A 22,026-nucleotide genomic window follows, 5' to 3' on the forward strand; every position below is an offset into this window, starting at 1 on the left:
CCGTGACCACCCGGCCGATCATCGACGCCCACCACCACGTCTGGGACCTTTCCGCCCGCCCGCAGCCGTGGATCACCGGCGAGGCCCTCGCCCCGCTCGACCGCTCCTTCTCCGCCGCCGACCTGGCCGCCGAGGCCCGGGCGGTCGGTGTGGTCGGCACCGTCGTGGTCCAGACCGTCTGCGTCCCCGAGGAGACCCCGGAGCTGCTGGCCCTCGCCGCCGGCAGCGACCTGGTCGCCGGAGTCGTCGGCTGGATCGACCTCACCGCTCCCGACATCGCCGACCGGATCGCCGACCTGCGCGAACTGCCCGGCGGAGAAAGGCTGGTGGGCATCCGCCACCAGGTCCAGGATGAGCCCGACCCGAACTGGCTGCTGCGCCAGGACGTCCGGCGCGGGCTGCTCGCCGTCGCCGCGGCCGGCCTCGCCTACGACCTCGTCGTCAAACCGCACCAGCTCCCCGCCGCCGCCCTCGCCGCCGCCGACCTCACCGGGCTGACCTTCGTCCTCGACCACCTCGGTAAACCGCCCATCGCCACCGGCGCGCTCGCCCCCTGGGCCGCCGACCTGCGCCGCCTGGCCGCCCTGCCCAACACCGTGTGCAAGCTCTCCGGCATGGTCACCGAGGCCACCCCCGGCAGCTGGCGGACCGAGGACCTCAGGCCCTATGCCGGCACCGTGCTCGATGCCTTCGGCCCGCACCGCCTGCTGTTCGGCTCCGACTGGCCGGTCTGCACCCTTCAGGCGGGCTACCACGACGTTGTCCGGATCGCCGACGGCCTCACCGGCCGGCTGGCCCCGGACGAGAAGGACGCGGTGTTCAGCCGCAACGCGATCCGGGCGTACGGGCTGCGGCCGCCCGAACTGCTCGACGACGGGGCGTGAGAGGCCCCGGGTGACCGGACCACGAGCGGTCGGCTCCGACCGTGCGAGTACGGCGTCGGTGTCCGGCCGCCGTTTTCGAAGCCGCGTTCGATCAGCGCGGCGAGGACTATGCTGCAAGGCACATGACCATGGGAGGCGCACAGTGCCAGTCACTGACGAGGCGATCGAGAAGATCAAGGCGATGATCGTCAGTGGCGAGCTCCGCCCCGGCTCTCGCCTTCCGAGGGAGGCCGACCTCGCCGAGCGGCTCGGCCTGTCCCGCAACTCCTTGCGCGAGGCGGTCAAGGCCCTCTCGCTCATCCGGGTGCTCGACGTACGCCAGGGCGACGGTACCTATGTGACCAGCCTGGAACCGAACCTGCTGATGGACGCGCTGGGTTTCGTCGTCGACTTCCACCAGGACGACACCGTTCTGGAGTTCCTGGAGGTCCGCCGCATCCTGGAGCCCGCCGCCGCGGCCATGGCCGCCCGGGTGATGTCCGAGGAGGACATCGCGGCCCTGCGCGAGGTGCTGGACGGCCTCAGCGACGACGCCACGCTCCAGGAGCTGATCGACAACGACCTCGACTTCCACCGCCGGATCGCCGCCGGGTCGGGCAACACCGTGCTCTGCTCGCTGATCGACGGCCTGTCCGGGCCGACCGCACGTGCGCGGATCTGGCGCGGACTGACAGAGGAGGGGGCGGTCGAGCGCACCCGCCAGCAGCACCACGCCATCCTCGACGCCATCACCCGCCGCGCTCCCGAGCTCGCACACTCCTGGGCGACGGTCCACGTGGCAGGCGTCGAGCAGTGGCTGCGCGACACCCTCGGAACGGCCGGTTCCCCACTCGGCTGACCCTCGACGCGAAGCAAGCGGCACGGCCTCACCTCAGTACCGGCCCCGAAGACGTCGTAGTGCGTGGGTACTGTGATCCGATCGCTGTTCGCCGAGCCCGGGAATCAGGGTGAGTGCTCCGGGGTGTCGATCGGCTCGGGAAGGCCGCGGAGGGGTCGGGCGTTCGCGATGCCCTGGTGCGATTGGTGGGCGAGGTCCGTGCCACGCGGCCCTACTGCCCCCACATGGGCGCCCACCTCGGCTTCGGTGGCACCGTCGAGGGCGACACGCTGGTCTGCCCGTTCCACCGCTTCGCGTTCGGGGCCGACGGCTCCTGCGTCAGCGATCCGGACGGCGTACCGCTGCGCACCCGGGTGGAGCCGCGGCCCCGGCTTGCGCCCGGGGACCAGTCCGTCGGCATCTACCGGCACTGGGCCCGCCAGTTCTACCCGCCCGGCGCGAACTGACCGGCCCGCCCGCCCGTCCGGGGCGTGGGCCGATCAGCAGCACAGTGCGCACTCACCATGGCCACCCCCCGGGTTGCGAGCCCGAAACGAAGCGCAGCCGCGGCGGTCCGGCCAGGTCGACGTGGCGGAGGCCGCAGGGTACTGCCGATTGCGGTCGCCGATCCCTCGAAGAAGTTACCGCCCGACCGGCTGCACCGGGACGGCGGAGCGGCGTCGACGAGCCGCTCGCGAGGGAGGGCCCGGTGCTCCGGGCCATGGTCGCGCCGGGCCGGTGGGCAGCGCCGCGCGACGGCTACGCCTGGTGCGGCGGCCGAGACCACACGCCGCGCCCCCGTCCAAGCCGGACTCCTCGACGTCACCCGCATCCACGTCCCCGTCGAGGAGTGGCACTTCAAGATCGATGACGTCACCATGGCCCGCGCCGACATCGCCGCGACCCGCACCGTCATGACCCACGTCCACCCCGAAGGCGTCGACTGGCCGGCCGTACGCCTCGCCCTCACCGCACCCGCCCGCCGACTTGCCGACGGCTAGGCCCTCGCCGACATCTTCGAAGAAGGCTGGATGCCCGTCCTCGCCTCCATCCACCGCCAGATCGACCTCTGGCAGCGGACCGACGAGACGCTCGGCCCCGAAGCGGTCCTGCGCATGCTCACCCTGAACGGTTCCCGCAGCGAATCCGTCGGCGAATGGCGGGGATCCGGCTGGTACGAGACCGCGTGGTCCGGCGCGCGGCGGTAGCGGCGCGTGCCCGGACCGCTCAGCCGAGCAGGAGTTCGGCGGCCGGGGTGTGGTTGCCGGTCGCCGAGGCGCCGGCCATGGCCGAGGCGGCTGTTGCCGGGGCGGTGCCGGGCGGTACGACCAGCAGCAGGAAGTGGTCCTGGAAACCCCGGGTGATGCTGATCGTCGCTTCGCTGCCGGGGAACCAGTTGATCCTGATCGTCAGGCCGTTCGCCGCGATGGACCGGGGCACGCCGTCCCAGACCGAGGTGTCGAGGCCGACCCGGACGATGCGTCCGAAGTGGGCGCCGAGCGCCGTGATCAGGTCCGGCAGTTCGGTGAGGACGTGGTTCGAGCGGGGCCACCAGGCGCCGTCGAAGACGCCCTCCCGCGACATCGTCGGCTCCAGCACCAGGCGAGGCAGCAGCGGGGCACCGGGCACCGTCCACGGCCCAGGAGAGGAGGAGGCGGGGAAAGGAATCGGCATCATGCGAAGCCGCCCGTCCGGTCCACGAGGGACCCGTCATGACCCAGGGCGACGTCGGCGCTGATGCCGGTGTGCGGAATGTCCTCGGTTGTCTGCCTCCCACGCTACTCCGCAGCGGGCTCCTCCGGGCCGCCGGCCATCGGAGTAGCCTCGGGGACATCCAGGGCATCCCGCACTCCGGTCTCCGTTCCGGCTTCGTTCTGGGTGAAGGCCAGCCCGGCGGCCCCAGCGGGCAGCCGGAGACGGGAACGGTGAACACCGTGACCACTCACTCTCCGCAGTCGGTACGGCCCGGCCACGGCCTCACGGTCGCCGACGCGATGGACCCCTGCGACTACCAGATAGCCGACGACAGCACCGTCGACCAGGCCGACGACGTCCTGCGCGGCGCCCACCTCGAGTACCTGCTGGTCCGCGATCACGACGGCCGGTGCGAGGGGTTGGTCACCCGCACCGGACTCCACCCGTTCCTGAACCGCTCCTCGTACACCGGACGGACCGCGATCAGCGCCACCACCCACCAGCGCGGCCCGTTCGCCTGGCCGACCATGGGCCTGGCCCTGGCCGCGATCGCCATGCGGATCAAGCGTCTGGCGGTCTGGCCCGTCGTCGACGAGGACGGCTACATCCTCGGTGTCCTCATGGCTGACCGTGTCACCAGCCTCCTGGCGGGCAAGGCCGCCTGACCTGCCGCCTTCGTCGGAGGCGCGGCTCCGGGGCCGTGGGGGTTTTCCCTCCGTCGTCACGGCGGCGGGATGCCACGCGACGACGGAGGTTGTTCGAAGGGCACGACGAGTTCGGCCCGGACGGCCTTGCCCGGTGTTCGGGGGCGTCCGGGGTCAGAGTTTGAACATCGCGGTGTACGGCTGGGTGATGCGTTCCTGTCGCGCTCCGAAGTCGACGAGCACCGCGGTGTCGCCGTCCCCTTCGACATCGATGACTCGGCCGAGGCCGTACGCGTCATGGGTGACCCGGTCACCGACGGCGAAGTGCTTGGGTGGCGCCTGAGCGCGGGGTTTGAAGGGGCTGGTGGGCAGAGGGCGGCGACCTGCTGCAAATTTCGTCATTCCGGCCAGTATGCGCCTCGAAGTGCGGGCGTGGGACTTTCCGGGGTGTGCTGGTCGGGGACTGCCCGTGAATTCCGTACACATCATCCAGCGCGTCCTCGCGAGTGGCGGCGGTCGGGCGGGGTGCGGCGTGCCGCAGGAATCCCTGGCAGTGGCAGTGGCAGTGGCAGTCGTCGGTTCGGAGCGGGACCGGCCGCATGGTCAAGAGGCTTGCTCGCCAGGCATGTTCACGGCCGTCCCGGCTCGGAGCGGCGGTTCGACGGGACGGCACCGGCAGAACCGGTGGGTGAAGCATGCCTCCGTGGCGGGCCGCGGCCTGCTACAGTCGACTCAGTTGCAGTAGTGGTTCCCATGAACTTTGTGTGCGCCTGCCCTTGTGTTGCAGGCGCATTTTTTGTTCCCCGGCTCTTTCCCCGGTGGGCGCTCCATGCGGTGACTCGAAGCCCACGCTGTGTGTGCTTCGGACAGTCCCTTGAAGGAGATTTCTTAATGGCTAATGGCACTGTGAAGTGGTTCAACTCGGAGAAGGGCTTCGGCTTCATCGAGCAGGAGGGTGGCGGCCCCGACGTCTTCGCCCACTACTCGAACATCAACGCCAACGGCTTCCGTGAGCTGCTCGAGGGCCAGAAGGTCGAGTTCGACGTCACGCAGGGCCAGAAGGGCCCGCAGGCCGAGAACATTCGCCCGCTGTAGTTCTTCTGCCACGGCACCCGCCTGGTAGCGAGGGGCCCGCACCGCGCACATGCCCGGTGCGGGCCCCTCTGGCATCGCGCCACGGCACATCCCCCGGCCGTTCAGGCCCCTGGCTCCGCCACCGGCGGCCACCCCCCACACGGGACGCATCGCGCCGCGTCCGGACCGCCGCCCCGCCGTGACAGCTCACGGTTCGAGGTTCTCCGCTCCCGCCTTCCGTGGTGAGCGCCGACCGTAGGTGACGTGCCGCACGGTTCCACCGTCCACGCTCCGCCCGTCACACTTCCGGCCCGTTCCCTTGTGGTCTCCGCCCGGCGCTCCGCGCCACGGAGCCTTCCCCGTGACGTGCCGCCCCGAGGAAGGTCCTCCGCATGGCCCGCTCCAGTCGCCCCTCCTACCACGACGCCGACGTCCGTTCCAGCGGCGGCCGGCCCTCCAACGGTCGGCGTCCCTCCGGCCGGAGCACCCCTCGGGGCCCGTCCACGAAGGGCGAGTTCGCGATGCCGGTGAGCACCACCCCGGCACTGCCGGCCGTCGAGTCCTTCGAGGAACTGGACATGCCGAAGGCGTTGCTGTCGGTGCTGGCCGGCGAGGGCGTCACCGTGCCGTTCCCGATCCAGGCCGCGACGCTGCCGAACTCGCTGGCCGGCCGCGACGTCCTCGGCCGGGGCCGGACCGGTTCCGGCAAGACCATCGCGTTCGGCCTCGCCGTGCTGGCCCGCACTGCCGGGCAGAGGGCCGAGCCGCGTTGCCCGCTGGCCGTGGTGCTGGTCCCCACCCGTGAACTCGCACAGCAGGTCACCGAGGCCCTCACCCCCTACGCCCGCGCGGTGCGCCTGCGGATGGCGACCGTGGTGGGCGGGACGTCGATGAGCCGCCAGGCATGGATGCTCAACCGCGGGGCGGAGGTCGTGGTGGCCACCCCGGGCCGGCTCAAGGACCTGGTTCGGCGTGGCGACTGCCGGCTGGACCGGGTCGGCGTCACGGTGCTCGACGAGGCCGACCAGATGACCGACATGGGCTTCCTGCCGCAGGTCACCGAACTCCTCGACCAGGTCGCCGAAGGCGGCCAGACGATGCTGTTCTCCGCCACCCTGGACCGCAACGTCGACCGCCTGGTGCGGCGCTTCCTCAAGGACCCGGTCACCCACTCGGTGGACCCGTCCGCGGGAGCGGTCAGCACCATGGAGCACCACGTGCTGCACGTGCAGAACTCCGACAAGAACGCCACGATCGCCCACATCGCGTCCCGCGACGGCCGGGTGATCATGTTCATCGACACCAAGCACGGCGCGGACCGCCTGGTGGAGGACCTGCTCGCGAACGGGGTGAAGGCCGCGGCCCTGCACGGCGACAAGTCCCAGCCCGAGCGCACCCGCACCCTGGAGCAGTTCCGCACCGGCGAGGTGACCGCGCTGATCGCGACCAACGTCGCCGCCCGCGGCATCCACGTCGACGGGCTCGACCTCGTCGTCAACGTGGACCCGCCGGGCGACCACAAGGACTACCTGCACCGGGGCGGGCGTACCGCCCGGGCCGGGGAGTCCGGCACCGTCGTCACCCTCGTCCTGCCCAATCAGCGCCGCGCGACGGCCCGCATGATGACCACCGCCGGTATCACCCCCGTCACCACCAGGGTCAGCTCCGGCGGCGAGGACCTGGCCCGTATCACCGGCGCCCGCGTGCCCACCGGCATTCCCACCGTGATCGCCAACCCCGTCGTCGAGCGGCCGCGCCGCGGCCCGTCCACGAGCCGCGGCCGCCGCGGACGTCCCGCCCGCACCGCCGACGGCACCAGGGCCGCCTCCGGCCGCGACGGTCAGGGCTCCTCCGGCCGACGTCGGCCGGCCAGGCGCGCCGCACCTGCCGCCTAGCACCGCGCGGGTCCGGCTCGCGGTGCGGACCGGGCCCGCGCGGCCACGCCGGTCGACGCGCGACCGCCGGGCGCCGCATCCGGGGCTGGGCGAGGTCGTCGAGGCCGTCGGGTGCGTTCTGCTGCAGGAGGTTTCGAGGGCTTCGCGGGCAGAGGCTCACCGGCCGAGGGGCTGGAGGACCTTCACGATCGCGGCTGATGGGAGGACCGGTGGCGGCGACGCCCTCGGCCGGGAGAACGGGGGTCGAGCGCGCAGAGCACGCCATGGCGGCAGGCGGAGGGGCACACACGCTCGGCGGCGGCCCGGCAGGACACCGGGGAGCGGTTGGGCACCTTCTTCAAGACCTGCGAAAGGTGCCATTCGACAGTGCGGGGGCTGATGAACAGCCGGGTCCCGATCTCGGCGTTGGTGAGGCCGTCGCGGACCAGTCGGACGATCTGGCTCTCCTGTGCCATGAGTTCGCTCGCGGCGACGGCCGCGGCATGGTCACGGTCATCCCGGCGGCTTGGAGCTCGCGCGCGGATCGGGCCGCGAACGCCGTCATGCCCATGGTGGTGAACAGGTCGTACGCGGTTCGCAACTGCGTTCGGGCCGTCTGGCGGCGGCGCTCGCGGCGGAACCATTCGTTGTACAGGAGGTGCGTACGGGCGAGGTCACCACGTAGCCGGGTCCGGGAGAGCCGGTCGATGGCCTCCCGGTACCGGTCCTCCGCTTCGTCGGTGCCGCCCACGAGGGCCAGGGCGCGGGCTTCGACGCCCAGGGCCCAGTTTGTGCCGCTCGGGCCGGTCACCTCGGTGAGGCGTCGCAGGGCGTCCGCCGCCTCGTCGGGTGCCCCGGCGCGGGCGGCGGCCTCGATGAACTCGGACAGTGCCCAGGTCGCTCCGCCCACCTCCAGCGGCCGGCTTCCCCTGCCCGCTTCGCGCGCCGTCGCCAGCGCGTCCTGGTAGCGGCCGGTGCTGTCGGCGACGACAGCCCGTGCGAGGTTGCCCATCACGGGTCCGTTGCCCTCACCCCGTCGCAGCGCCTCGGCCTCCGCGGTCCGGCTCAGCCGGGCGACCTCGGCCTCGTGGCCCTGCCACGCGGCGAGCAGCAGGGCGCCGTACAGCGGCGGCGGGGTGCCGACGGCCTCCGAGACCAGCTGCGCCTTCTCCACCAGGGCGGACGCGAGGTCCAGCTCACCGACGCAGGTGTGCATGACGGTACGCATCGTCAGGGCGAGCGGCAGTGCGGCGGTCTGGCCGGTCCGTCCGGTGAGCTTGAGGTACGTGCCGGAGAGTTCGTCCCAGCCCTCCTGGTCCCACAGGCCGACCGCCGTCGCGCCGGCCATCCACAGCCACCGCAGTCCGTCCGGTTCGGGGAGTCCGGGGTCGCGGAAGGCGGCGAGCGCCGTCCTGAGGATGTCGACGCCGGCGGCGTGCCCGAGGGCGATCCGGGTGGCCGTGCCGTCGAGCAGGAGGTCGACGGGGCGTGGCGGGTGCGGGGCGGGCGGGGCGTCGAGGGCAGCCCGGCTCATCTCGGCCTGGCCGCCGGCGTCCTGGGGCCCGGCGAACATGGCGGCGCTGATGGCTTCGAGATAGGTGTCGCGGGCCAGCTCGACGTCATGCGGTTCGAGCTGGCGGGCGGCCCGCAGGAACAGGGAGGCGGTGTCGCGTCCGCGCTTGGTGGCGAAGGCGATCTGGGCCCGCAGCAGGTCGAGTTCGCCCTGTCGGCGCTCGTCGACGGGGCCTGCCTCGACCATGGAGAGCAGTCGCAGGGCGTCGTCGGGGCTTCCGGCGGCCCGGGCCGCCCGTGCGGCGTGCAAGGCCCGCTCTCGACGGCGGACCGGGTCGGGGGTGAGTTCGGCCGACCGCGACATGAACGCCGCGGCGGCGGCCAGGCCCCCGCGGACCCGCGCTCGCGCGGCGGAGCGTTCCAGGTCCTCGGCGATCCCTTCGTCGGGGCCCTGGGCGCCCCGTGCCGCGTGCCAGGCGCGGCGGTCGGGGTCCGTCAGCGGGTCGGTGGCGTCCGAGAGCGCGCGGTGCACGGCGCAGCGTTCGTCGTGGGTCGCGTCCCAGTAGACGGTGGAGCGGACGGTGGGGTGCGAGAAGGCGACCCGGTCGGAGATCACGATGAGACCGAGGGCGACGGCGGATGAGGCTGCCGCCGCGCTCAAGCCAAGGCGCTCGGCCGCGCGCCACAGGAGGACCGGATCGCCGGTCGGCTCCGCGGCGGCCGTGAGGAGCAGGCGGCGGGTTTCGGGTGGGAGTCCCGCGATGCGGCCGACGTGGGCGGCCCGGACGCGGTCGTTGACCGGGGCCGCGCGGGGCAGGCCGAATCCGCCCGCGTACTCCGTCGGCGTCGACTCCTTGGGCAGCTCGACCCGGGCGAGCGGGATCCCGCGGGCTTCGGCGACGATCCGGTCGACGACCTGCTCGTCCCAGCGGCCGGGCAGGAGCGACATGAGGAGTGACCGCGCCGCTTCGTCGGGCAGCCCTTCCACGAGGAGCTCGGGGACTCCTCTCGGCCGGCTGTCCCCGTCCGCCGCGCGTCCGGGGTCCGTACGCCGAAGACGACGGCGACCGATTCGGCCCGCAGCCTTCGCGCGGTGAACGCCAGGGCCTGCATCGACGCTCGGTCGAGCCAGTGCGCGTCGTCCACGACGCAGAGCAGTGGCCGCTCACGGGCGGCCTCGGTCAGGATGCCGAGCGTGGCCAGGGCGACCTGGAAGCCGTCCGGGGGACGCACCGAACCGAGGCCGAGTGCCCCCTGCAGGGCGTCGCGTTGACCGGCCGGCAGCACGTCGACCTGGTCGGTCATCGAGGAACACGGCTGGTGAAGGCCCGCGTAGGCCAGCTCCATCTCGGCCTGCACACCGGTGACGCGGATGATCTGAAAGCCCTGCGCGCCGGCGACGAGGTGGTCGAGCAGGGTCGTCTTGCCCACGCCCGCTTCACCCCGGACGGTCAGGGACCGGCTCTCGCCGAGCGAAACGGCCGAGAGCAACTCGTCGAGCAGCGCGCACTCGGCGCTTCGTCCCAGCACATGAGGCGGTGACACCGTCCGTTTGGCCCCTTCTCTTCGCCGAGGTCGAGCTGATTCGCCGTCCGGCGATGACGCACATTGTGCGATACCGAGTCCTACGGCGAGACGGTGAGACGGCGAGCGGCGGGTACCCCAGGGGTTTGACCAGGGGTCACCCCTGGTACGCGGGCCCCGCTCCCAGGGAATAGTCATGCACGTCCTTCCCCGGGGTCTCCCCGGGGCTCAAGAAATCGAGGCGCCATGAAGCAACCAACGACCGAGGCCCGCCGCTCCGGGCAGTCGCCTCCCGTCGTGCCGCACGTCGACGTCACGCTCACCGTCAACGGCACCGCGTACGCCCTCCGGGTCGACGCACGCGTCACCCTCCTCGACGCGCTGCGTGACCACCTGGGCCTCACCGGGGCGAAGAAGGGATGCGACCAGGGCGCCTGCGGTGCCTGCACGGTCATGGTCGACGGGAAGCGCGTGGTGGCCTGCCTCGTCCTGGCCGCCCAGTGCGAGGGCCGGGAGGTCACCACCATCGAGGGGCTGTCCCGGGACGGCCGGCCGCACCCGATGCAGGCCGCCTTCGCGCGCCACGACGCGTTCCAGTGCGGTTACTGCACTCCGGGACAGATCATGTCCGCGGTCTGCCTCGTCGCCGAGGGGCGGGCCGGTACCGACGAGGACATCCGCGAGTTCATGAGCGGCAACCTCTGCCGCTGCGGCGCCTATCCGAACATCCGCGCGGCCATCCGCGATGTCACCGGGGAGGGCTGATCGTGTACCCCTTCGCCTACGCCCGGGCCACCGACGTCGCCCGGGCGGTCGCCGACGCCACCGCCGACCCGCACACCTCGTACCTCGCCGGCGGGACCACGCAGTTGGACCTCATGAAGGACGGGGTGGTGCGGCCCGGGCGGCTCCTCGACATCACCCGCCTCCCGCTCGGCGGCATCACGCACACCGGGACCACGATCCGGGTCGGTGCGCTGACGACGATGGAGGAACTCGCCGCCGACACCGTCGTGCGTGACCGCCTGCCGTTCGTCCGGGAAGCCCTGCTGCTCGGGGCGTCGACCCAGCTGCGCAACATGGCCACGATCGGTGGCAACCTGCTCCAGCGGGCCCGCTGCCGCTACTTCCGGGACCCCGCCGTCCCGGCCTGCAACAAGCGCGATCCCGGGTCAGGATGCGCTGCCGTCGACGGCAGCCACCGCATGCACGCCATCCTCGGCACCAGCGACCACTGCATCGCCCTGCACGCCTCGGACGTGGCGGTGCCCCTGGCGGCCCTCGACGCCGTCGTCCACCTCCAGGGGACCGACGGCCCGCGGTCGGTCCCGCTCACCCGGTTCCACCTCCCGCCGGGAGACACCCCGCACGTCGAGAACGGGCTGCGGCACGGCGAGCTGATCACCGCGGTCGAGATTCCGCTGCTCCCGGCCGCCGCGCGCTCGCACTACCTCAAGGTCCGTGACCGGGCCTCGTACGAGTTCGCCCTGACCTCGGCCGGCGTGGCCCTCGTCCTGGAGGACGGGCTCGTCCGGGAGGCGCGCGTCGCGCTCGGCGGCGTGGGCACGGTGCCCTGGCGTGCCTGGGGCGCCGAGGAGGTGCTGCGCGGCTCCCGGGCGACCACGGAGGTGTTCCGCGCGGCGGCGCGGGCCGCCCTGGAAGGCGCCCGGCCCCTGCCGGGCACCGCGTTCAAGGTGGACCTGGCCGAGCGCACCCTCGTCCGCACCCTCGAGACGGTGGCAGGAGCACGATCATGACGACTCTCGGAACCGCTGGCATCGTCGGCGCGGGCATCGACCGCGTGGACGCCCCGCTGAAAGTCACCGGAGCGGCGCACTACCCCAACGACTTCTCCCTGCCGGGCATGGTCCACGCCGCCCTGGTGGGCAGCACCGTCGCCGCCGGACGCATCCGGGACATCGACGTGTCGCGGGCCGAGGCGGCCCCGGGCGTGCTGGCCGTCATCACCCACCTCACCGCGCCCGAGCTGGCGCGCGGTCCGCTGACGCTCCTGGGCGGATCGCCGCCGGCGCCGCTGCGGGACGACCGGATCCTCCACCACGGCCAGCACATCGCCGTCGTCGTGGCCGAGAGCGCCGAGCAGGCGCGGCACGCGGCACGGCTGGTGCACGTCGACTACGAGACGACCGAGGCCGTGCTCGACCTCGACGACCCCCGGGCCGAGATCGTCGACGATCCCTGGGGACTGGACACCCGCAAGGGCGACGTCGCCGCCGGCTTCGCCCGGGCCGACGTCGTCGTCGAGGACACGTACACCACCCCCGACAACACCAACAACCCGCTGGGGTTGATGACGACGCTGGCCTCGTGGCAGGGCGACGCACTCACGGTGCACGACTCCACCCAGTGGCCGCACAACGTCCGCACCACGCTGGCCGTCGTCTTCAAGGTGCCCGAGAGCGGCATCAGGGTCCTCGCGCCGTTCGTCGGCGGCGGCTTCGGAGCCGGTCTGCGGGTGTGGCCGCACGTCATCCTCACCGTGCTGGCGGCCCGGCAGGTCGGGCGGCCCGTCAAGCTCGTCCTGACCCGCCCCCAGATGTTCACCTCGGTGGGACACCGGCCGAACAGCGTGCAGCGGATCAGGATCGGCGCCACGCGCGACGGCGACCTCCTCGCCGTCGAGCACCACGGCCTGTCCTCGGTGGCCATGGAGGACGACGACTACGAACCGGTGTCGTTCGGCTCGGCCGTCGCCTACGCCTGCCCCCACGTGCTCACCGAGGACAAGCAGGCGCGGCTCAACATCCCCTGCCCCGGCTCCATGCGGGCGCCGGCCGAGGGCCAGGGCAACTTCGCCCTGGAGTCGGCCATCGACGACGTCGCCCACGCCGTCGGCATGGACCCCGTGGAGTTCCGCCTGCGCAACCTCGCCCACGAGCACCCGCTGTCGGGCCTGCCCTGGTCGAGCAACGCGCTGCGGGAGTGCTACCTGCGGGGCGCCGAGCGGTTCGGCTGGTCCCGGCGCACACCGGAACCCGGTTCGATGCGGGACGGGCGCTGGCTCGTCGGCTACGGCCTGGCCGGCGTCTCCTACCCCTTCTACCAGGTGCCCTGCCAGGCACGCGTCTCGGTGCGCCGGGACGGCTCGGCCCACGTGCGCAGCGCCGCCGTCGACATCGGAACCGGTACCTACACGGTGATGACCCAGCTGGCGGCCGGGCTCCTCGGCCTGGAGGTCGACAGGGTCCGCTTCGACCTCGGCGACTCCGACATGCCGTACGCGCCCCAGGCGGGCGGCTCCGGCCTCACCGGTGCGCTCGCCAACGCCGTCCACACGGCGTGCCGGCGGCTGGTGCGGGAGTTCCTGGACGTGGTGGCCGACGACCCCGCCTCCCCGCTGCGCTGGGCAGCGCCCGGCGACGTCACCGTCACCGGCGGACGCCTCCACCGCACCGGGGACACGGCCAGGGGAGAGTCCTTCGTCGACATCCTGGCCCGCCACGGACTGGAGGAGCTGAGCGCCGACGGCAGGAGCACACCTCCCCGGTCCGAGGACCTGGGCATGGCCCTCGCGGGTGCCTTCGGCGCGAAGTTCGTCGAGGTACGCGTCGACCCGGCCCTCGGCCTGCTGCGCGTCGCCCGGGTGGTGTCCGCGATCGACGGCGGGCGGATCCTCAACGAGAAGACCGCCACCAGCCAGATCATCGGCGGCACGGTCGGCGGCATCAGCCAGGCCCTGTTCGAGGAGACCCTCACCGACCGGGGCACCGGGCGCATCGCCAACGCCACCTTCGGCGACTACCTCATGCCCGTCAACGCGGACGTACCCGACATGGAGGTGCTGTTCGTGGGCGGTCCCGACCGCGCGACGGCCGTCGGCACCAAGGGCGTCGGCGAGATCGGTCTGGTCGGGCTCGCGGCGGCCATCGGCAACGCCGTCCGCCACGCCACGGGGCGGCGCCTGCGCTCCCTGCCCTTCACCATCGACCAGCTCATGCTCTGAGCCGCGTTCGTGCTCCGAACTGCGGGGATCCGTAAGGAGGAAGACATTGCTTGACATAGCCGACTCCCTCGACGGGTGGGTCGGGCAGGGCCAGGACTTCGCCGTGGCGACCGTCGTCGGGGTCAGCGGAAGCGCGCCCCGGGAACCCGGCGCCGCACTGGCCGTGAATCGCGAGGGCGCCGCCGTCGGGTCCGTCTCGGGCGGGTGTGTCGAGGGCGCCGTGTACGAGCTGTGCCGGCAGGCCCTGGAGGACGGCCGGCCCGTGCGCGAGAGCTTCGGCTACAGCGACGAGACCGCGTTCGCGGTGGGCCTGACCTGCGGCGGCGTCATTGACGTCCTCGTGGTGCCCGTCCGCTCCGGCGGATCGGAGCGGACGGTGGTCGCCTCAGCCTTGTCCGCCGTCCGCTCGGGCGAGCCGGTCGCGTTGGCCCGGGTCGTCGACGGGCCGGCCGACCTGCTGGGGCACGGGCTGGTCGTCCGGCCCGACGGGTCGTACGAAGGCACCCTGGGCGGTCAGGGCCCGCTCACTCGCAGCGCGGCGGTACGGGCCCGGGCCATGCTCGACGGTGGGCGCACCGGCACGGTCGGCGTGGGCGTGGGCGGAGTGGACGGCGGCCGGCCGCTCACCCTCCTGGTCGAGTCCCGTGCCGCGCCGCCGCGACTGATCGTCTTCGGCGCCGTCGACTTCGCCTCGGCGCTCGTTCGGCTGGCCAAGTACCTCGGCTACCGCGTCACCGTGTGCGACGCGCGGCCGGTGTTCGCGACCCGTGCGCGCTTCCCGGAGGCCGACGACGTGGTCGCCGACTGGCCGCACCGCTATCTGGAGGCCACCGAGGTCGACGACCGGACGGTGCTGTGCGTCCTCACGCACGATGCCAGGTTCGACGTGCCGCTGCTCGAACGGGCGCTGAGGCTGCCGGTCGCCTTGCGACCGCTCGCGGCGTGGAACATGCGGCGGGGAGCGCGCACCCGGGGCGCCGGGCGGGTCCCGGGTGCGTGACGTCCGGCGTAAGGCCATGCACACGCGGGATGGCGCCGACCTCTCAGGCGGGAACGTCGTACCCCGTGGACAGGGAGAGCCCCCGCCAGGCGGCGAGTTCGTCGGCTACCGCCGCGAGTTTGGCCTCTACCCGGGCCACGCAGTCCGCACCGAGGGGCGATCGGCTCGCTCGGCGCGCACCGGACCGGCCGCGGGCTCGTGGGCGAGGTGCGGCAGTGGGTGGACACCCTCACCGGGTGGACCGTCGAACTCGGCTTCGACACCTACGTGTTCTGGCCGGCCGCCGATCCCGAGCGTCAGCTCGCGCTCTTCGCCGACGAGGTCGTGCCCGCCGTGCGCGAGCGCGTCGACGCCCAGCGGAGCGGGCGGTGAAGAGCACTCTGGGGACTCTTCCGACGGCACTGGCCGGGAAGGTGGTCACCTCCGACGACCGGCGCTACCCGCTGCTCCGCTCCACCTACACCACCGTGGGCAGCCCGGCCGCCGTCGTCAGGCCGGAGTTCCCCGGACGACGTCGCCGCCGCGCTGCGCCTCGCACGGGAGGCGGGGCTCCGGGTGGCGGTCCGCAGCGGAGGGCACGGCCTGTCCGGCAGCGGCACCAACGACGGAGGGCTCGTCATCGACCTGGGCGCGCTGCGGCGGGTCGACGTCCTCGACCGCGTCTCCCGGCTGGTCCGCGTCGAGGCGGGCGCCCGCTGGGCCCAGGTCGCCCAGGCGCTCGCCCCGCACGGGCTCGCCATCAGCTCGGGCGACCACGGCAACGTCGGCGTCGGCGGCATCGCCACCGGGGGAGGAGTCGGCTGGCTCGTCCGGCAGTACGGACTCACCATCGACCACACCCGCGCCGTAGAGGTCGTCCTGCCCGACGGCACGTTCATACGCGCCGACGCCGAGAACGAGCCCGAGTTGCTGTGGGTGATGCGCGGAGCCGGCGCCGGAGCCGGGATCGCGGTCGCCTTTGAGATCGAGGCCATGGAGCTTCGTGACGTCGGATACGTGCAGCTGGCCGTGACCGTCGACCCGGCCGGGGAGACGCTGCGGCGCTGGGCCGACGTCATGGAACGGGTTCCGCGCGAGCTTTCGACCGCGGTGACGCTGGCCTCGCGGGGCACCAGCACCACGGCGTTCATCACCGCTGTGGTCGCCTCGGACAAGCCAGCCGTCATCCGCGACGCTGTCCAACCGCTGCTCGGCATCGGTGACGTGACGGCCCAGGAAGCCCATGTGGCCCCCTACACGGCGCTGGTCCCTGCCCAGCACCTGCACGCCAACACCGGACAGATGCCGTCCAGCACGACCAACGGACTGCTTACGACCATGACCCCGGACGCCGCACGTGCCCTGGTCACGGCATGGGCCGCCCCCGATCCCGTCCTGATCCAGCTGCGCTCGCTCGGCGGCGCGAGCCACGATCCCGCCCCCTCGGCGACGGCGTTCGCACACCGCCACCAGAACACCCTCGTCGTCGCCTCGGCGTTCTCCCCAGACGGCCCCGGGGTACTCGCCGCCGCCTGGGCCCCCATCGCCCCGAACGTCGACGGCGCATACGTGAACTTCGAGAGCGCCCCCGACGAAGCCACCTTCGCCCGTGCCTACCCCGGACCGACCGGCACCCGCGTCACCGGCCTCTGGAACCGCTACGGCCCCGACGGCACCCTGCGCTCCGCACCTTGAGCACCAAGGAGAGAACAGTGAGCTTCCCCTTCCCCGTCCCCGACAAGAGCGACCCGCGCTGGACGCGCGAGGGCGGCGTCCACGTCCGCCGCGGTGAGGGCACCGCGCGCTGGCTCGCCGGCGACACCTACACGATCAAGGCGACCGCCGACGACACCAACGGCGCCCTGGGCTTCGCCAAGGCCGTCGTCCCGCCGGGCGGCGGACCGGTCGCGCACGCCCACGGCAACGAGGACGAGGCCTTCTACCTCCTGGACGGCGAACTGGAGTTCCTCCTGGGCGCGAGGACCTTCACGGTCACCAGCGGGGACTTCGTCTTCGTCCCGCGCAACACGCGTCACCGGTTCAAGAACGTGGGCGACAAGGACGCGACGTTCCTGTTCCTGTACACCCCGGGCGGCCACGAGCGGTTCTTCCTCAGGAACGGAGACGCGCCCGTCGAGGGCGAGGCGTCACTCCCCTGGGGACCGGAGCGGTACGCCGCCCTGGTCGACGGGCTCCTCGCGGAGAACGTGACGATCCTTCCCGAGGACTGACCCGCAGCAGCGCTGCACCGCCCATCCACCACCCGGTGCGGGCCGCCCCGAGGAGACGCCCGCACCTCGACAGGAGCTTTTCCGATGTTCATCGCCACCCTGGTCGTCAGCACCCTGTTCGCCCTGGTCCTGCTCTTCTCCGCGTACGGCAAGCTCGTCCGGGACCCCCAGCAGATGAAGACGCTCGAACACGTCGGATTCCCGGCGCGGCGGGTGCCCCTGCTGGCGGCGGCGGAGATCGCCGGCGTCGTGGGCATCCTCATCGGCCTCGCCTGGCCGCCCCTTGGCGTGGCCGCCGCCCTCGGGCTCATCGCCTACTTCACCGGCGCCGTCGTCTCCCACCTGCGGATCCGTGACTGGCGGATCCTGCCTTCGGCCGTGCTCCTGCTCGTAGCAGTGGCGACGCTCGTCCTGCGCCTCGCCTCGCGCTGAACGGTCCTGTCCAACCCTGAAGAGAAGGAGAGAGTGGCCATGACGTTCGGAATCCCGGCCGTGCCCGACAAGGACGATCCCCGCTGGACCCGCCGCAACGGCGTCTTCGTCCGCCGCGACGAGGGCGTCACCAAGTGGATGATCGGCGACACCACCACCGTCAAGATCAGCTCGGCGCAGACCGGCGGCGCCCTGGGCGTCCTGGAGACGTCCGTGCCACCCGGCGGCGGCGCGATCCCGCACGCCCACGGCCGCGAGGAGGAGGGTTCTACGTTCTCTCCGGGGACTTCGACTTCGTCAACGGCGACGAGATCGTCAAGGCGGGGCCTGGGGACCTCCTCTTCGTCCCCCCGGGGAAACCGGCACGGTTTCACCAACACCGGTGACCTGCCCGGCCGACTGCTCACCTTCATCATGCCCGGCGGACACGAGGGCTTCTGGCTCGACAACGGCATCGACCCGGAGCCCGGCAAGGCGGCGCCTCCCCTGACCCCGGAGGACCTCGTGGCCCTCACGGCGGAGCTGGCCGGGCACCAGGTGACGATCATGCCCGACCGGGAAGTCCTGACCCCCTCACAGGGAGTCCACGAGCCCGCCGTCGATGACGAAGTCGGCGCCCGTGATGTTCGCGGCGCCGGGGCCGGCGAGGAACAGGACGAGGTCCGCGACCTCCGCCGGATGGGTGAAGCGGCCGGTCGCGGACTGGGCCGCGGCGGCGCGGGCCACGTCGTCGGGGCCGACACCACGGGACCGTCCGACCGTGGCGGCGACGCCATCGGCGCCCTGCCACAGCGCGGTCTCCACCGGGCCGGGGCCGATCGTGTTCACCCGTACGCCTCGTGGTCCCACCTCCTTGGACAGGGCCTTGCAGAAGTTGGTCAACGCGGCCTTGGCGGCGCCATAGTCGATGACCAGGGGGTCCGGCAGCCGGGCGTTGACCGAGGAGACGGTGACGATGCGTCCTGCGCCGGAGGCGAGCAGGTGCGGCAGGGCGGCCCGGGTGGCGCGGACGGCGGTCATGAGGTTGACGCTCAGGGCCCAGTCCCAGTCCTCGTCCGTCACGCTCAGGAAGCCGTCCACCCTCGGGCGCACCGCTCCGACGTTGTTCACCAGCACGTCGATGCCGCCATGGAGCCCGGTGGCCCTGGTGATCAGCTCGGCCGGACCGCCCGGAGTCGCGAGATCGACTTCCACGACGGTGAGGTCCGCGCCCTGCCTGACGTGCGCGTCGAGGGCCTCGGTGCGTGCCCGTGATCCCGCGACGACGTGGCATCCCGCCGTGAGGAACGCCTCGGTGATCGCGAGCCCGATGCCGCGTCCGGCCCCGGTGACGACGACGGTCCGGCCGGCCAGACCGCCGTCGTCACCGGGCCCTGCCGCTCGCGACGGTGTGGAAGGGGTCATCGCAGGGTCTCCACGGTCTGTCTTGCCGGCCCGCTGAACGCGGTCCCTGCCGAGGTGCTGCGCAGCCGGCGTCCGTGAACGAGGACGACGGGGATCGAGGTTGTCACGGCTGGAGCCTCTCTGCCTGATGCTGTTCGGGTGCGGTTGCCGCCTGGGGTGCCGACAGACACGCATCGGGCCGGGCCGTCGAGCCTCGGAGCGGTGGGTGCGGGGGAGGGCGAGCAGACGGATGTGGAGCGTGGTCAGGCTTCGCCGTGGGCTCGGCCGGGGTCATTGGGGTGGGATTCGAGCGGGGTCACGGTGAGTGTCATCCACGGGCGCAGCGGGAGGGCGTCGAGGACCTTTCCGTGGAGCTCCTCCTCGTCGGCGGCGCGCCAGATGCCGATGCTGCGCAGCTCGCCGATCGGGCGCCAGAGTCGGGCCAGGTGGCCGGCGGCGGCGAGTTCGCGGGCGCGCTGGGCCTCGGCGGCGCGGCGGCGGTCGACCTCCTCCTGGGGGGTGCCCTCGGGGATGGTGGTGGTGATCTCGACCAGGAACTCGCGCATGGGGTGACTCCGTTGTTTGGGCGCTGGGCCGGGCCGGGGTGCTGCGGGATGTCGCGCGGTGGGGTGCTTGCCACGACCGGCGTTCTCGCTGGTCGTAGGTGCATCCTCTCAGCGGCCCTGGCATGTGGGGCGGGGAGTTGCGCCAACCGCAGTACTTCGTGGCGTCGCCGAGGAGCTGAAGCTGAACTACGGTGGGTCGCCGAGTTGCTGCCGATCGCCGGGCCGTTGTTGTCCCAGCAGATCAAGGCGCGGGGTCGGGGAGGATCTCGGTGGCGTAGCGCTCCATCAGCTCGGTCGGGGGTTCCGCGATGCTGAGCTGCCGGACGGGTGGGGCGGTTCCGGGCTCGGCCGGGGTGGCGTCGGCGAGGAGGAGTTCCTCGATGCCGCCCGGAGTGAAGAAGAAGATCATCTTGGCTGCGTGGTAGCCGCGGTTGCGGAAGCGGTGCCGGGTGCCGCGCGGGACGAAGAAGAATCCGCCGGGCCCGGCGGTCACGGTCTCGTCGCCGTTGAGGAACTCCAGCTCCCCGGAGATCACGCCGTCGATAGGCTGAGGGAGAACCCCGCTCTCCGCAGGGTCACCGAGACTCCGGTCGGCGGAAGAAGGGCAGGGGAGGTTCATGCCGGGTGGTCGGCCTCGTGGCTACGACGCCGAACTCGCGCTGGAAGCAGCCATGCTGACCTTCTGGACCCGGGGCTACGAGGGCACCGCCATGGCCGAGCTCACGGCGGCCATGGGGATGAGCGTCCCCAGCATCTACGCGGCGTTCGGGGACAAGGAGGCCCTCTTCCGGAAGGCCGTCGAACGCTACATGGCCGGGCCGGGGGCCTACCTTCAGGCAGCCCTCGACCAGCCGACCGCCGAGGCACTGGCGCGCACTCTCCTGCACTCCGCCGTGGAGGCGGTCGCCGGGGAGAGCACCCCGCACGGCTGCCTGGTCGTGCAGGGCGCGCTCGCCGTGAGCCCTCGCTCGGCCGAGGTCCGAAAGTATCTGGCCGACCTCCGGGAGGAGGGGGTGACGTGCCTGGCCGACCGGCTGAGATCCTTCTCCGTCGCCGACGGCCTGCCTCCCGGCTCTGACTCCTCGGCCTTCGCGCGGCTCCTGGTCACGCTCGTCCAAGGGCTCGCTGTTCAGGCCGCCTCGGGTGTGCCGCGCGAAGTGCTCCAAACCGTCGCGGATCAGATGATCAGCTGCTTGCCGCGTCGAGCGGATTGAACCCGCGGAGGTCGGACGGCAGTGGCCCGAAGTGTCGGCGGAACCGACTCAATTTTGTCGCGCACTCGTTGTTGGGCAGCCCCGACTTATCCGGTGCCGTTGCTTCGGGGTCGCCGGCAGGTGTACGGGCGCGGCGGAGGGCCGTACCGTCAGGGTCAGCCGGTTCGAGTTCGATGGCGCGGCGTAGCTGTTCCATGCGCTGGGGCAGGGGGTGCCAGCCGGGTTCTGCGGCCATCTCGGTGTTGAGGTCGTGGATCGCGCGGGCGTAGGCGCGGGCCAGGCCGCGGAAGTGCAGGGGTAGGCCGGGGCGGGGGTGGCCGCTGGGGGCGATGCTCACCCACAGGGCGTCGGTGGTCTCGTTGCCCGGGCCGACGGGTTGGGTGGTGTCGCGTGCGACGAGGTGGCTGCGGACAGCGAGCCAGTGGTGCATCGCGGCCCGGGTGGGGCCGGACAGGCCGACCGGCATGGTGGCGGGCGTGGTGCGCGGGTTGCGGTGCTGGGGGAGGCGGGTGAGGCGGATCGTGCCGCGGTGCAGGTCGACGTCGTCTGTGCGCAGGGCGCAGAGTTCGCCGGCGCGGCAGCCGGTGTCCAGCACGGTGCCGATGATCGCGAGGATCCGGCTGCGGGACTCGGACCGGCCGGGGCGGGCCGAGTGTTCCAGGTGGCCGAGGAGGATGCTGCGCGGGCGGGCGGCGACCACGGGCCGGAGCTCGACTCGCGGCGGGTTGCGGTCCGGGAGCGTGACGGTGATGCCGGCCCGTGCGCCGAGGATGCGGAGGCAGTCCTCCCGGACGCGCATGGACGCGGGTGAGGCTTGGCCCGGTCGTGCGGTGGGCTTGCGCCGCAGCAGGCCCCGCTCGGCGGCTGTGAGGTAGTCGGCGAGGGTGTCCGGCGCGAAGAGCAGGGCGAGTGAGCCGGCGGCCGTGGGCCCGAGCGCGCCCCGCTCCAGGGCGGTGCGCAGTTCGCCGGCGACCCAGCGCAGTTGCTTCGCCCGAGACGTGCCGGTCGACGGTTCGCAGGCACGCTCGACGAGGGCGTCCAGCGTCTCGACCGAGGTGGCTGCTGTCGTCGGGGCGTCCGCCATGAGGTCACCCTAGCGCCGGGTTGGGACGGGGCGGCGGGCTCCTTGCCGGCAGAGGGGCCGGGATGTGCCACAGGGCTCGGGCCTAATAACTGGCTTGAAGCAAGATCCTCGGTGAGAGCAACGGACGGGATGGTGGCTGTCTTCTCCAG

General features: G+C 72.5%; 23 protein-coding genes and 3 pseudogenes. 17 read left to right on the forward strand and 9 right to left on the reverse strand.

What is annotated here, in order from left to right:
* Positions 1-2 precede the first annotated feature (2 nt).
* The 5 genes from ACFWP2_RS36570 (at position 3) to ACFWP2_RS36590 (ending at position 2,909) form a co-directional block, all read left to right on the forward strand.
* Complete coding sequence (locus tag ACFWP2_RS36570; protein ID WP_380459903.1) at positions 3-884, forward strand: amidohydrolase family protein; 882 nt, start codon at positions 3-5, stop codon at positions 882-884.
* Positions 885-1,026: 142 nt separating this feature from the next.
* Positions 1,027-1,722, forward strand: a complete 696-nt coding sequence (locus ACFWP2_RS36575; RefSeq protein ID WP_380459849.1) for a FadR/GntR family transcriptional regulator — start codon at positions 1,027-1,029, stop codon at positions 1,720-1,722.
* 224 nt (positions 1,723-1,946) lie between these two features.
* Positions 1,947-2,168 (forward strand): Rieske 2Fe-2S domain-containing protein, encoded by a 222-nt coding sequence (locus ACFWP2_RS36580; RefSeq protein WP_380459851.1) that lies wholly within the window; start codon positions 1,947-1,949, stop codon positions 2,166-2,168.
* Positions 2,169-2,579: 411 nt separating this feature from the next.
* Complete coding sequence (locus tag ACFWP2_RS36585; RefSeq protein ID WP_380459853.1) at positions 2,580-2,702, forward strand: hypothetical protein; 123 nt, start codon at positions 2,580-2,582, stop codon at positions 2,700-2,702.
* 30 nt (positions 2,703-2,732) lie between these two features.
* A complete protein-coding gene (locus tag ACFWP2_RS36590) occupies positions 2,733-2,909 on the forward strand; it encodes a hypothetical protein (protein ID WP_380459855.1) in 177 nt (58 codons plus the stop codon).
* Positions 2,910-2,928: 19 nt separating this feature from the next.
* Here ACFWP2_RS36590 and ACFWP2_RS36595 read toward each other — a convergent pair whose 3' ends face one another.
* The gene (locus ACFWP2_RS36595) at positions 2,929-3,378 is read right to left on the reverse strand and encodes a DUF5994 family protein (protein ID WP_380459857.1); all 450 of its coding nucleotides are present in this window, start codon (positions 3,376-3,378) and stop codon (positions 2,929-2,931) included.
* Between the two features lie 257 nt (positions 3,379-3,635).
* Between ACFWP2_RS36595 and ACFWP2_RS36600 the strand changes: the two genes are divergently transcribed.
* Positions 3,636-4,061 carry a CBS domain-containing protein gene (locus tag ACFWP2_RS36600; RefSeq protein WP_380459859.1) on the forward strand — a complete coding sequence of 142 codons (426 nt, stop codon included), beginning with the start codon at positions 3,636-3,638 and terminating at the stop codon, positions 4,059-4,061.
* A gap of 153 nt (positions 4,062-4,214) precedes the next feature.
* Here ACFWP2_RS36600 and ACFWP2_RS36605 read toward each other — a convergent pair whose 3' ends face one another.
* Complete coding sequence (locus ACFWP2_RS36605; RefSeq protein ID WP_380459861.1) at positions 4,215-4,442, reverse strand: hypothetical protein; 228 nt, start codon at positions 4,440-4,442, stop codon at positions 4,215-4,217.
* Between the two features lie 489 nt (positions 4,443-4,931).
* Between ACFWP2_RS36605 and ACFWP2_RS36610 the strand changes: the two genes are divergently transcribed.
* Together ACFWP2_RS36610 and ACFWP2_RS36615 are read left to right on the forward strand one after the other, a co-directional pair.
* Positions 4,932-5,135: a cold-shock protein gene (locus ACFWP2_RS36610; RefSeq protein WP_045694210.1), complete on the forward strand. Its 204-nt coding sequence runs from the start codon at positions 4,932-4,934 to the stop codon at positions 5,133-5,135.
* A 371-nt stretch (positions 5,136-5,506) separates the two neighbouring features.
* Positions 5,507-7,009: a DEAD/DEAH box helicase gene (locus ACFWP2_RS36615; RefSeq protein ID WP_380459863.1), complete on the forward strand. Its 1,503-nt coding sequence runs from the start codon at positions 5,507-5,509 to the stop codon at positions 7,007-7,009.
* Positions 7,010-7,191: 182 nt separating this feature from the next.
* Here the strand turns inward: ACFWP2_RS36615 and ACFWP2_RS36620 are convergent, their stop codons facing one another.
* The 3 genes and pseudogenes from ACFWP2_RS36620 to ACFWP2_RS36630 form a co-directional block, all read right to left on the reverse strand.
* Entirely contained in the window at positions 7,192-7,464 is a 273-nt protein-coding gene (locus ACFWP2_RS36620) for a helix-turn-helix transcriptional regulator (RefSeq protein ID WP_380459865.1), read from the reverse strand.
* A complete protein-coding gene (locus ACFWP2_RS36625) occupies positions 7,347-9,449 on the reverse strand; it encodes a LuxR family transcriptional regulator (RefSeq protein WP_380459907.1) in 2,103 nt (700 codons plus the stop codon). The genes ACFWP2_RS36620 and ACFWP2_RS36625 overlap by 118 nt, the downstream gene beginning before the upstream one ends.
* A 167-nt stretch (positions 9,450-9,616) precedes the next feature.
* Positions 9,617-10,222 (reverse strand): annotated as a pseudogene (locus ACFWP2_RS36630) (AAA family ATPase); the annotation flags it as partial.
* A 48-nt stretch (positions 10,223-10,270) separates the two neighbouring features.
* Between ACFWP2_RS36630 and ACFWP2_RS36635 the strand changes: the two are divergent.
* The 8 genes and pseudogenes from ACFWP2_RS36635 to ACFWP2_RS36670 all read left to right on the forward strand — a co-directional run bounded on the left by ACFWP2_RS36635 (position 10,271) and on the right by ACFWP2_RS36670 (position 17,630).
* Positions 10,271-10,789 carry a (2Fe-2S)-binding protein gene (locus tag ACFWP2_RS36635; protein ID WP_380459867.1) on the forward strand — a complete coding sequence of 173 codons (519 nt, stop codon included), beginning with the start codon at positions 10,271-10,273 and terminating at the stop codon, positions 10,787-10,789.
* 2 nt (positions 10,790-10,791) lie between these two features.
* Positions 10,792-11,781 carry an FAD binding domain-containing protein gene (locus tag ACFWP2_RS36640; protein ID WP_380459869.1) on the forward strand — a complete coding sequence of 330 codons (990 nt, stop codon included), beginning with the start codon at positions 10,792-10,794 and terminating at the stop codon, positions 11,779-11,781.
* Positions 11,778-13,988, forward strand: coding sequence for a xanthine dehydrogenase family protein molybdopterin-binding subunit (locus ACFWP2_RS36645; protein WP_380459871.1), 2,211 nt, complete (start codon positions 11,778-11,780; stop codon positions 13,986-13,988). The genes ACFWP2_RS36640 and ACFWP2_RS36645 overlap by 4 nt, the downstream gene beginning before the upstream one ends.
* Before the next feature lie 46 nt (positions 13,989-14,034).
* Positions 14,035-14,913 (forward strand): annotated as a pseudogene (locus tag ACFWP2_RS36650) (XdhC family protein); the annotation flags it as partial.
* A 294-nt stretch (positions 14,914-15,207) separates the two neighbouring features.
* Positions 15,208-15,360: a hypothetical protein gene (locus ACFWP2_RS36655; protein WP_380459873.1), complete on the forward strand. Its 153-nt coding sequence runs from the start codon at positions 15,208-15,210 to the stop codon at positions 15,358-15,360.
* A gap of 141 nt (positions 15,361-15,501) precedes the next feature.
* Positions 15,502-16,662 (forward strand): annotated as a pseudogene (locus ACFWP2_RS36660) (FAD-binding oxidoreductase); the annotation flags it as partial.
* A gap of 17 nt (positions 16,663-16,679) precedes the next feature.
* Positions 16,680-17,198, forward strand: a complete 519-nt coding sequence (locus tag ACFWP2_RS36665; protein ID WP_380459875.1) for a cupin domain-containing protein — start codon at positions 16,680-16,682, stop codon at positions 17,196-17,198.
* Between the two features lie 84 nt (positions 17,199-17,282).
* Complete coding sequence (locus tag ACFWP2_RS36670; RefSeq protein ID WP_380459877.1) at positions 17,283-17,630, forward strand: DoxX family protein; 348 nt, start codon at positions 17,283-17,285, stop codon at positions 17,628-17,630.
* Between the two features lie 573 nt (positions 17,631-18,203).
* On the opposite strand, the gene ACFWP2_RS36675 is transcribed toward ACFWP2_RS36670, so the two are convergent.
* The 3 genes from ACFWP2_RS36675 to ACFWP2_RS36685 form a co-directional block, all read right to left on the reverse strand.
* Positions 18,204-19,034 carry an SDR family NAD(P)-dependent oxidoreductase gene (locus ACFWP2_RS36675; protein WP_380459879.1) on the reverse strand — a complete coding sequence of 277 codons (831 nt, stop codon included), beginning with the start codon at positions 19,032-19,034 and terminating at the stop codon, positions 18,204-18,206.
* Positions 19,035-19,276: 242 nt separating this feature from the next.
* Positions 19,277-19,579, reverse strand: coding sequence for a muconolactone Delta-isomerase family protein (locus ACFWP2_RS36680; protein WP_380459881.1), 303 nt, complete (start codon positions 19,577-19,579; stop codon positions 19,277-19,279).
* Between the two features lie 241 nt (positions 19,580-19,820).
* Positions 19,821-20,114 (reverse strand): cupin domain-containing protein, encoded by a 294-nt coding sequence (locus tag ACFWP2_RS36685; RefSeq protein ID WP_380459885.1) that lies wholly within the window; start codon positions 20,112-20,114, stop codon positions 19,821-19,823.
* 136 nt (positions 20,115-20,250) lie between these two features.
* Between ACFWP2_RS36685 and ACFWP2_RS36690 the strand changes: the two genes are divergently transcribed.
* Positions 20,251-20,793 (forward strand): TetR/AcrR family transcriptional regulator, encoded by a 543-nt coding sequence (locus ACFWP2_RS36690; RefSeq protein ID WP_380459887.1) that lies wholly within the window; start codon positions 20,251-20,253, stop codon positions 20,791-20,793.
* On the opposite strand, the gene ACFWP2_RS36695 is transcribed toward ACFWP2_RS36690, so the two are convergent.
* Entirely contained in the window at positions 20,765-21,877 is a 1,113-nt protein-coding gene (locus ACFWP2_RS36695; protein WP_380459889.1) for a hypothetical protein, read from the reverse strand. The two genes, ACFWP2_RS36690 and ACFWP2_RS36695, sit on opposite strands and share 29 nt — an antisense overlap.
* Positions 21,878-22,026 lie beyond the last annotated feature (149 nt).

The organism is Kitasatospora sp. NPDC058444 (assembly GCF_042721415.1).
Lineage (GTDB): Bacteria > Actinomycetota > Actinomycetes > Streptomycetales > Streptomycetaceae > Kitasatospora.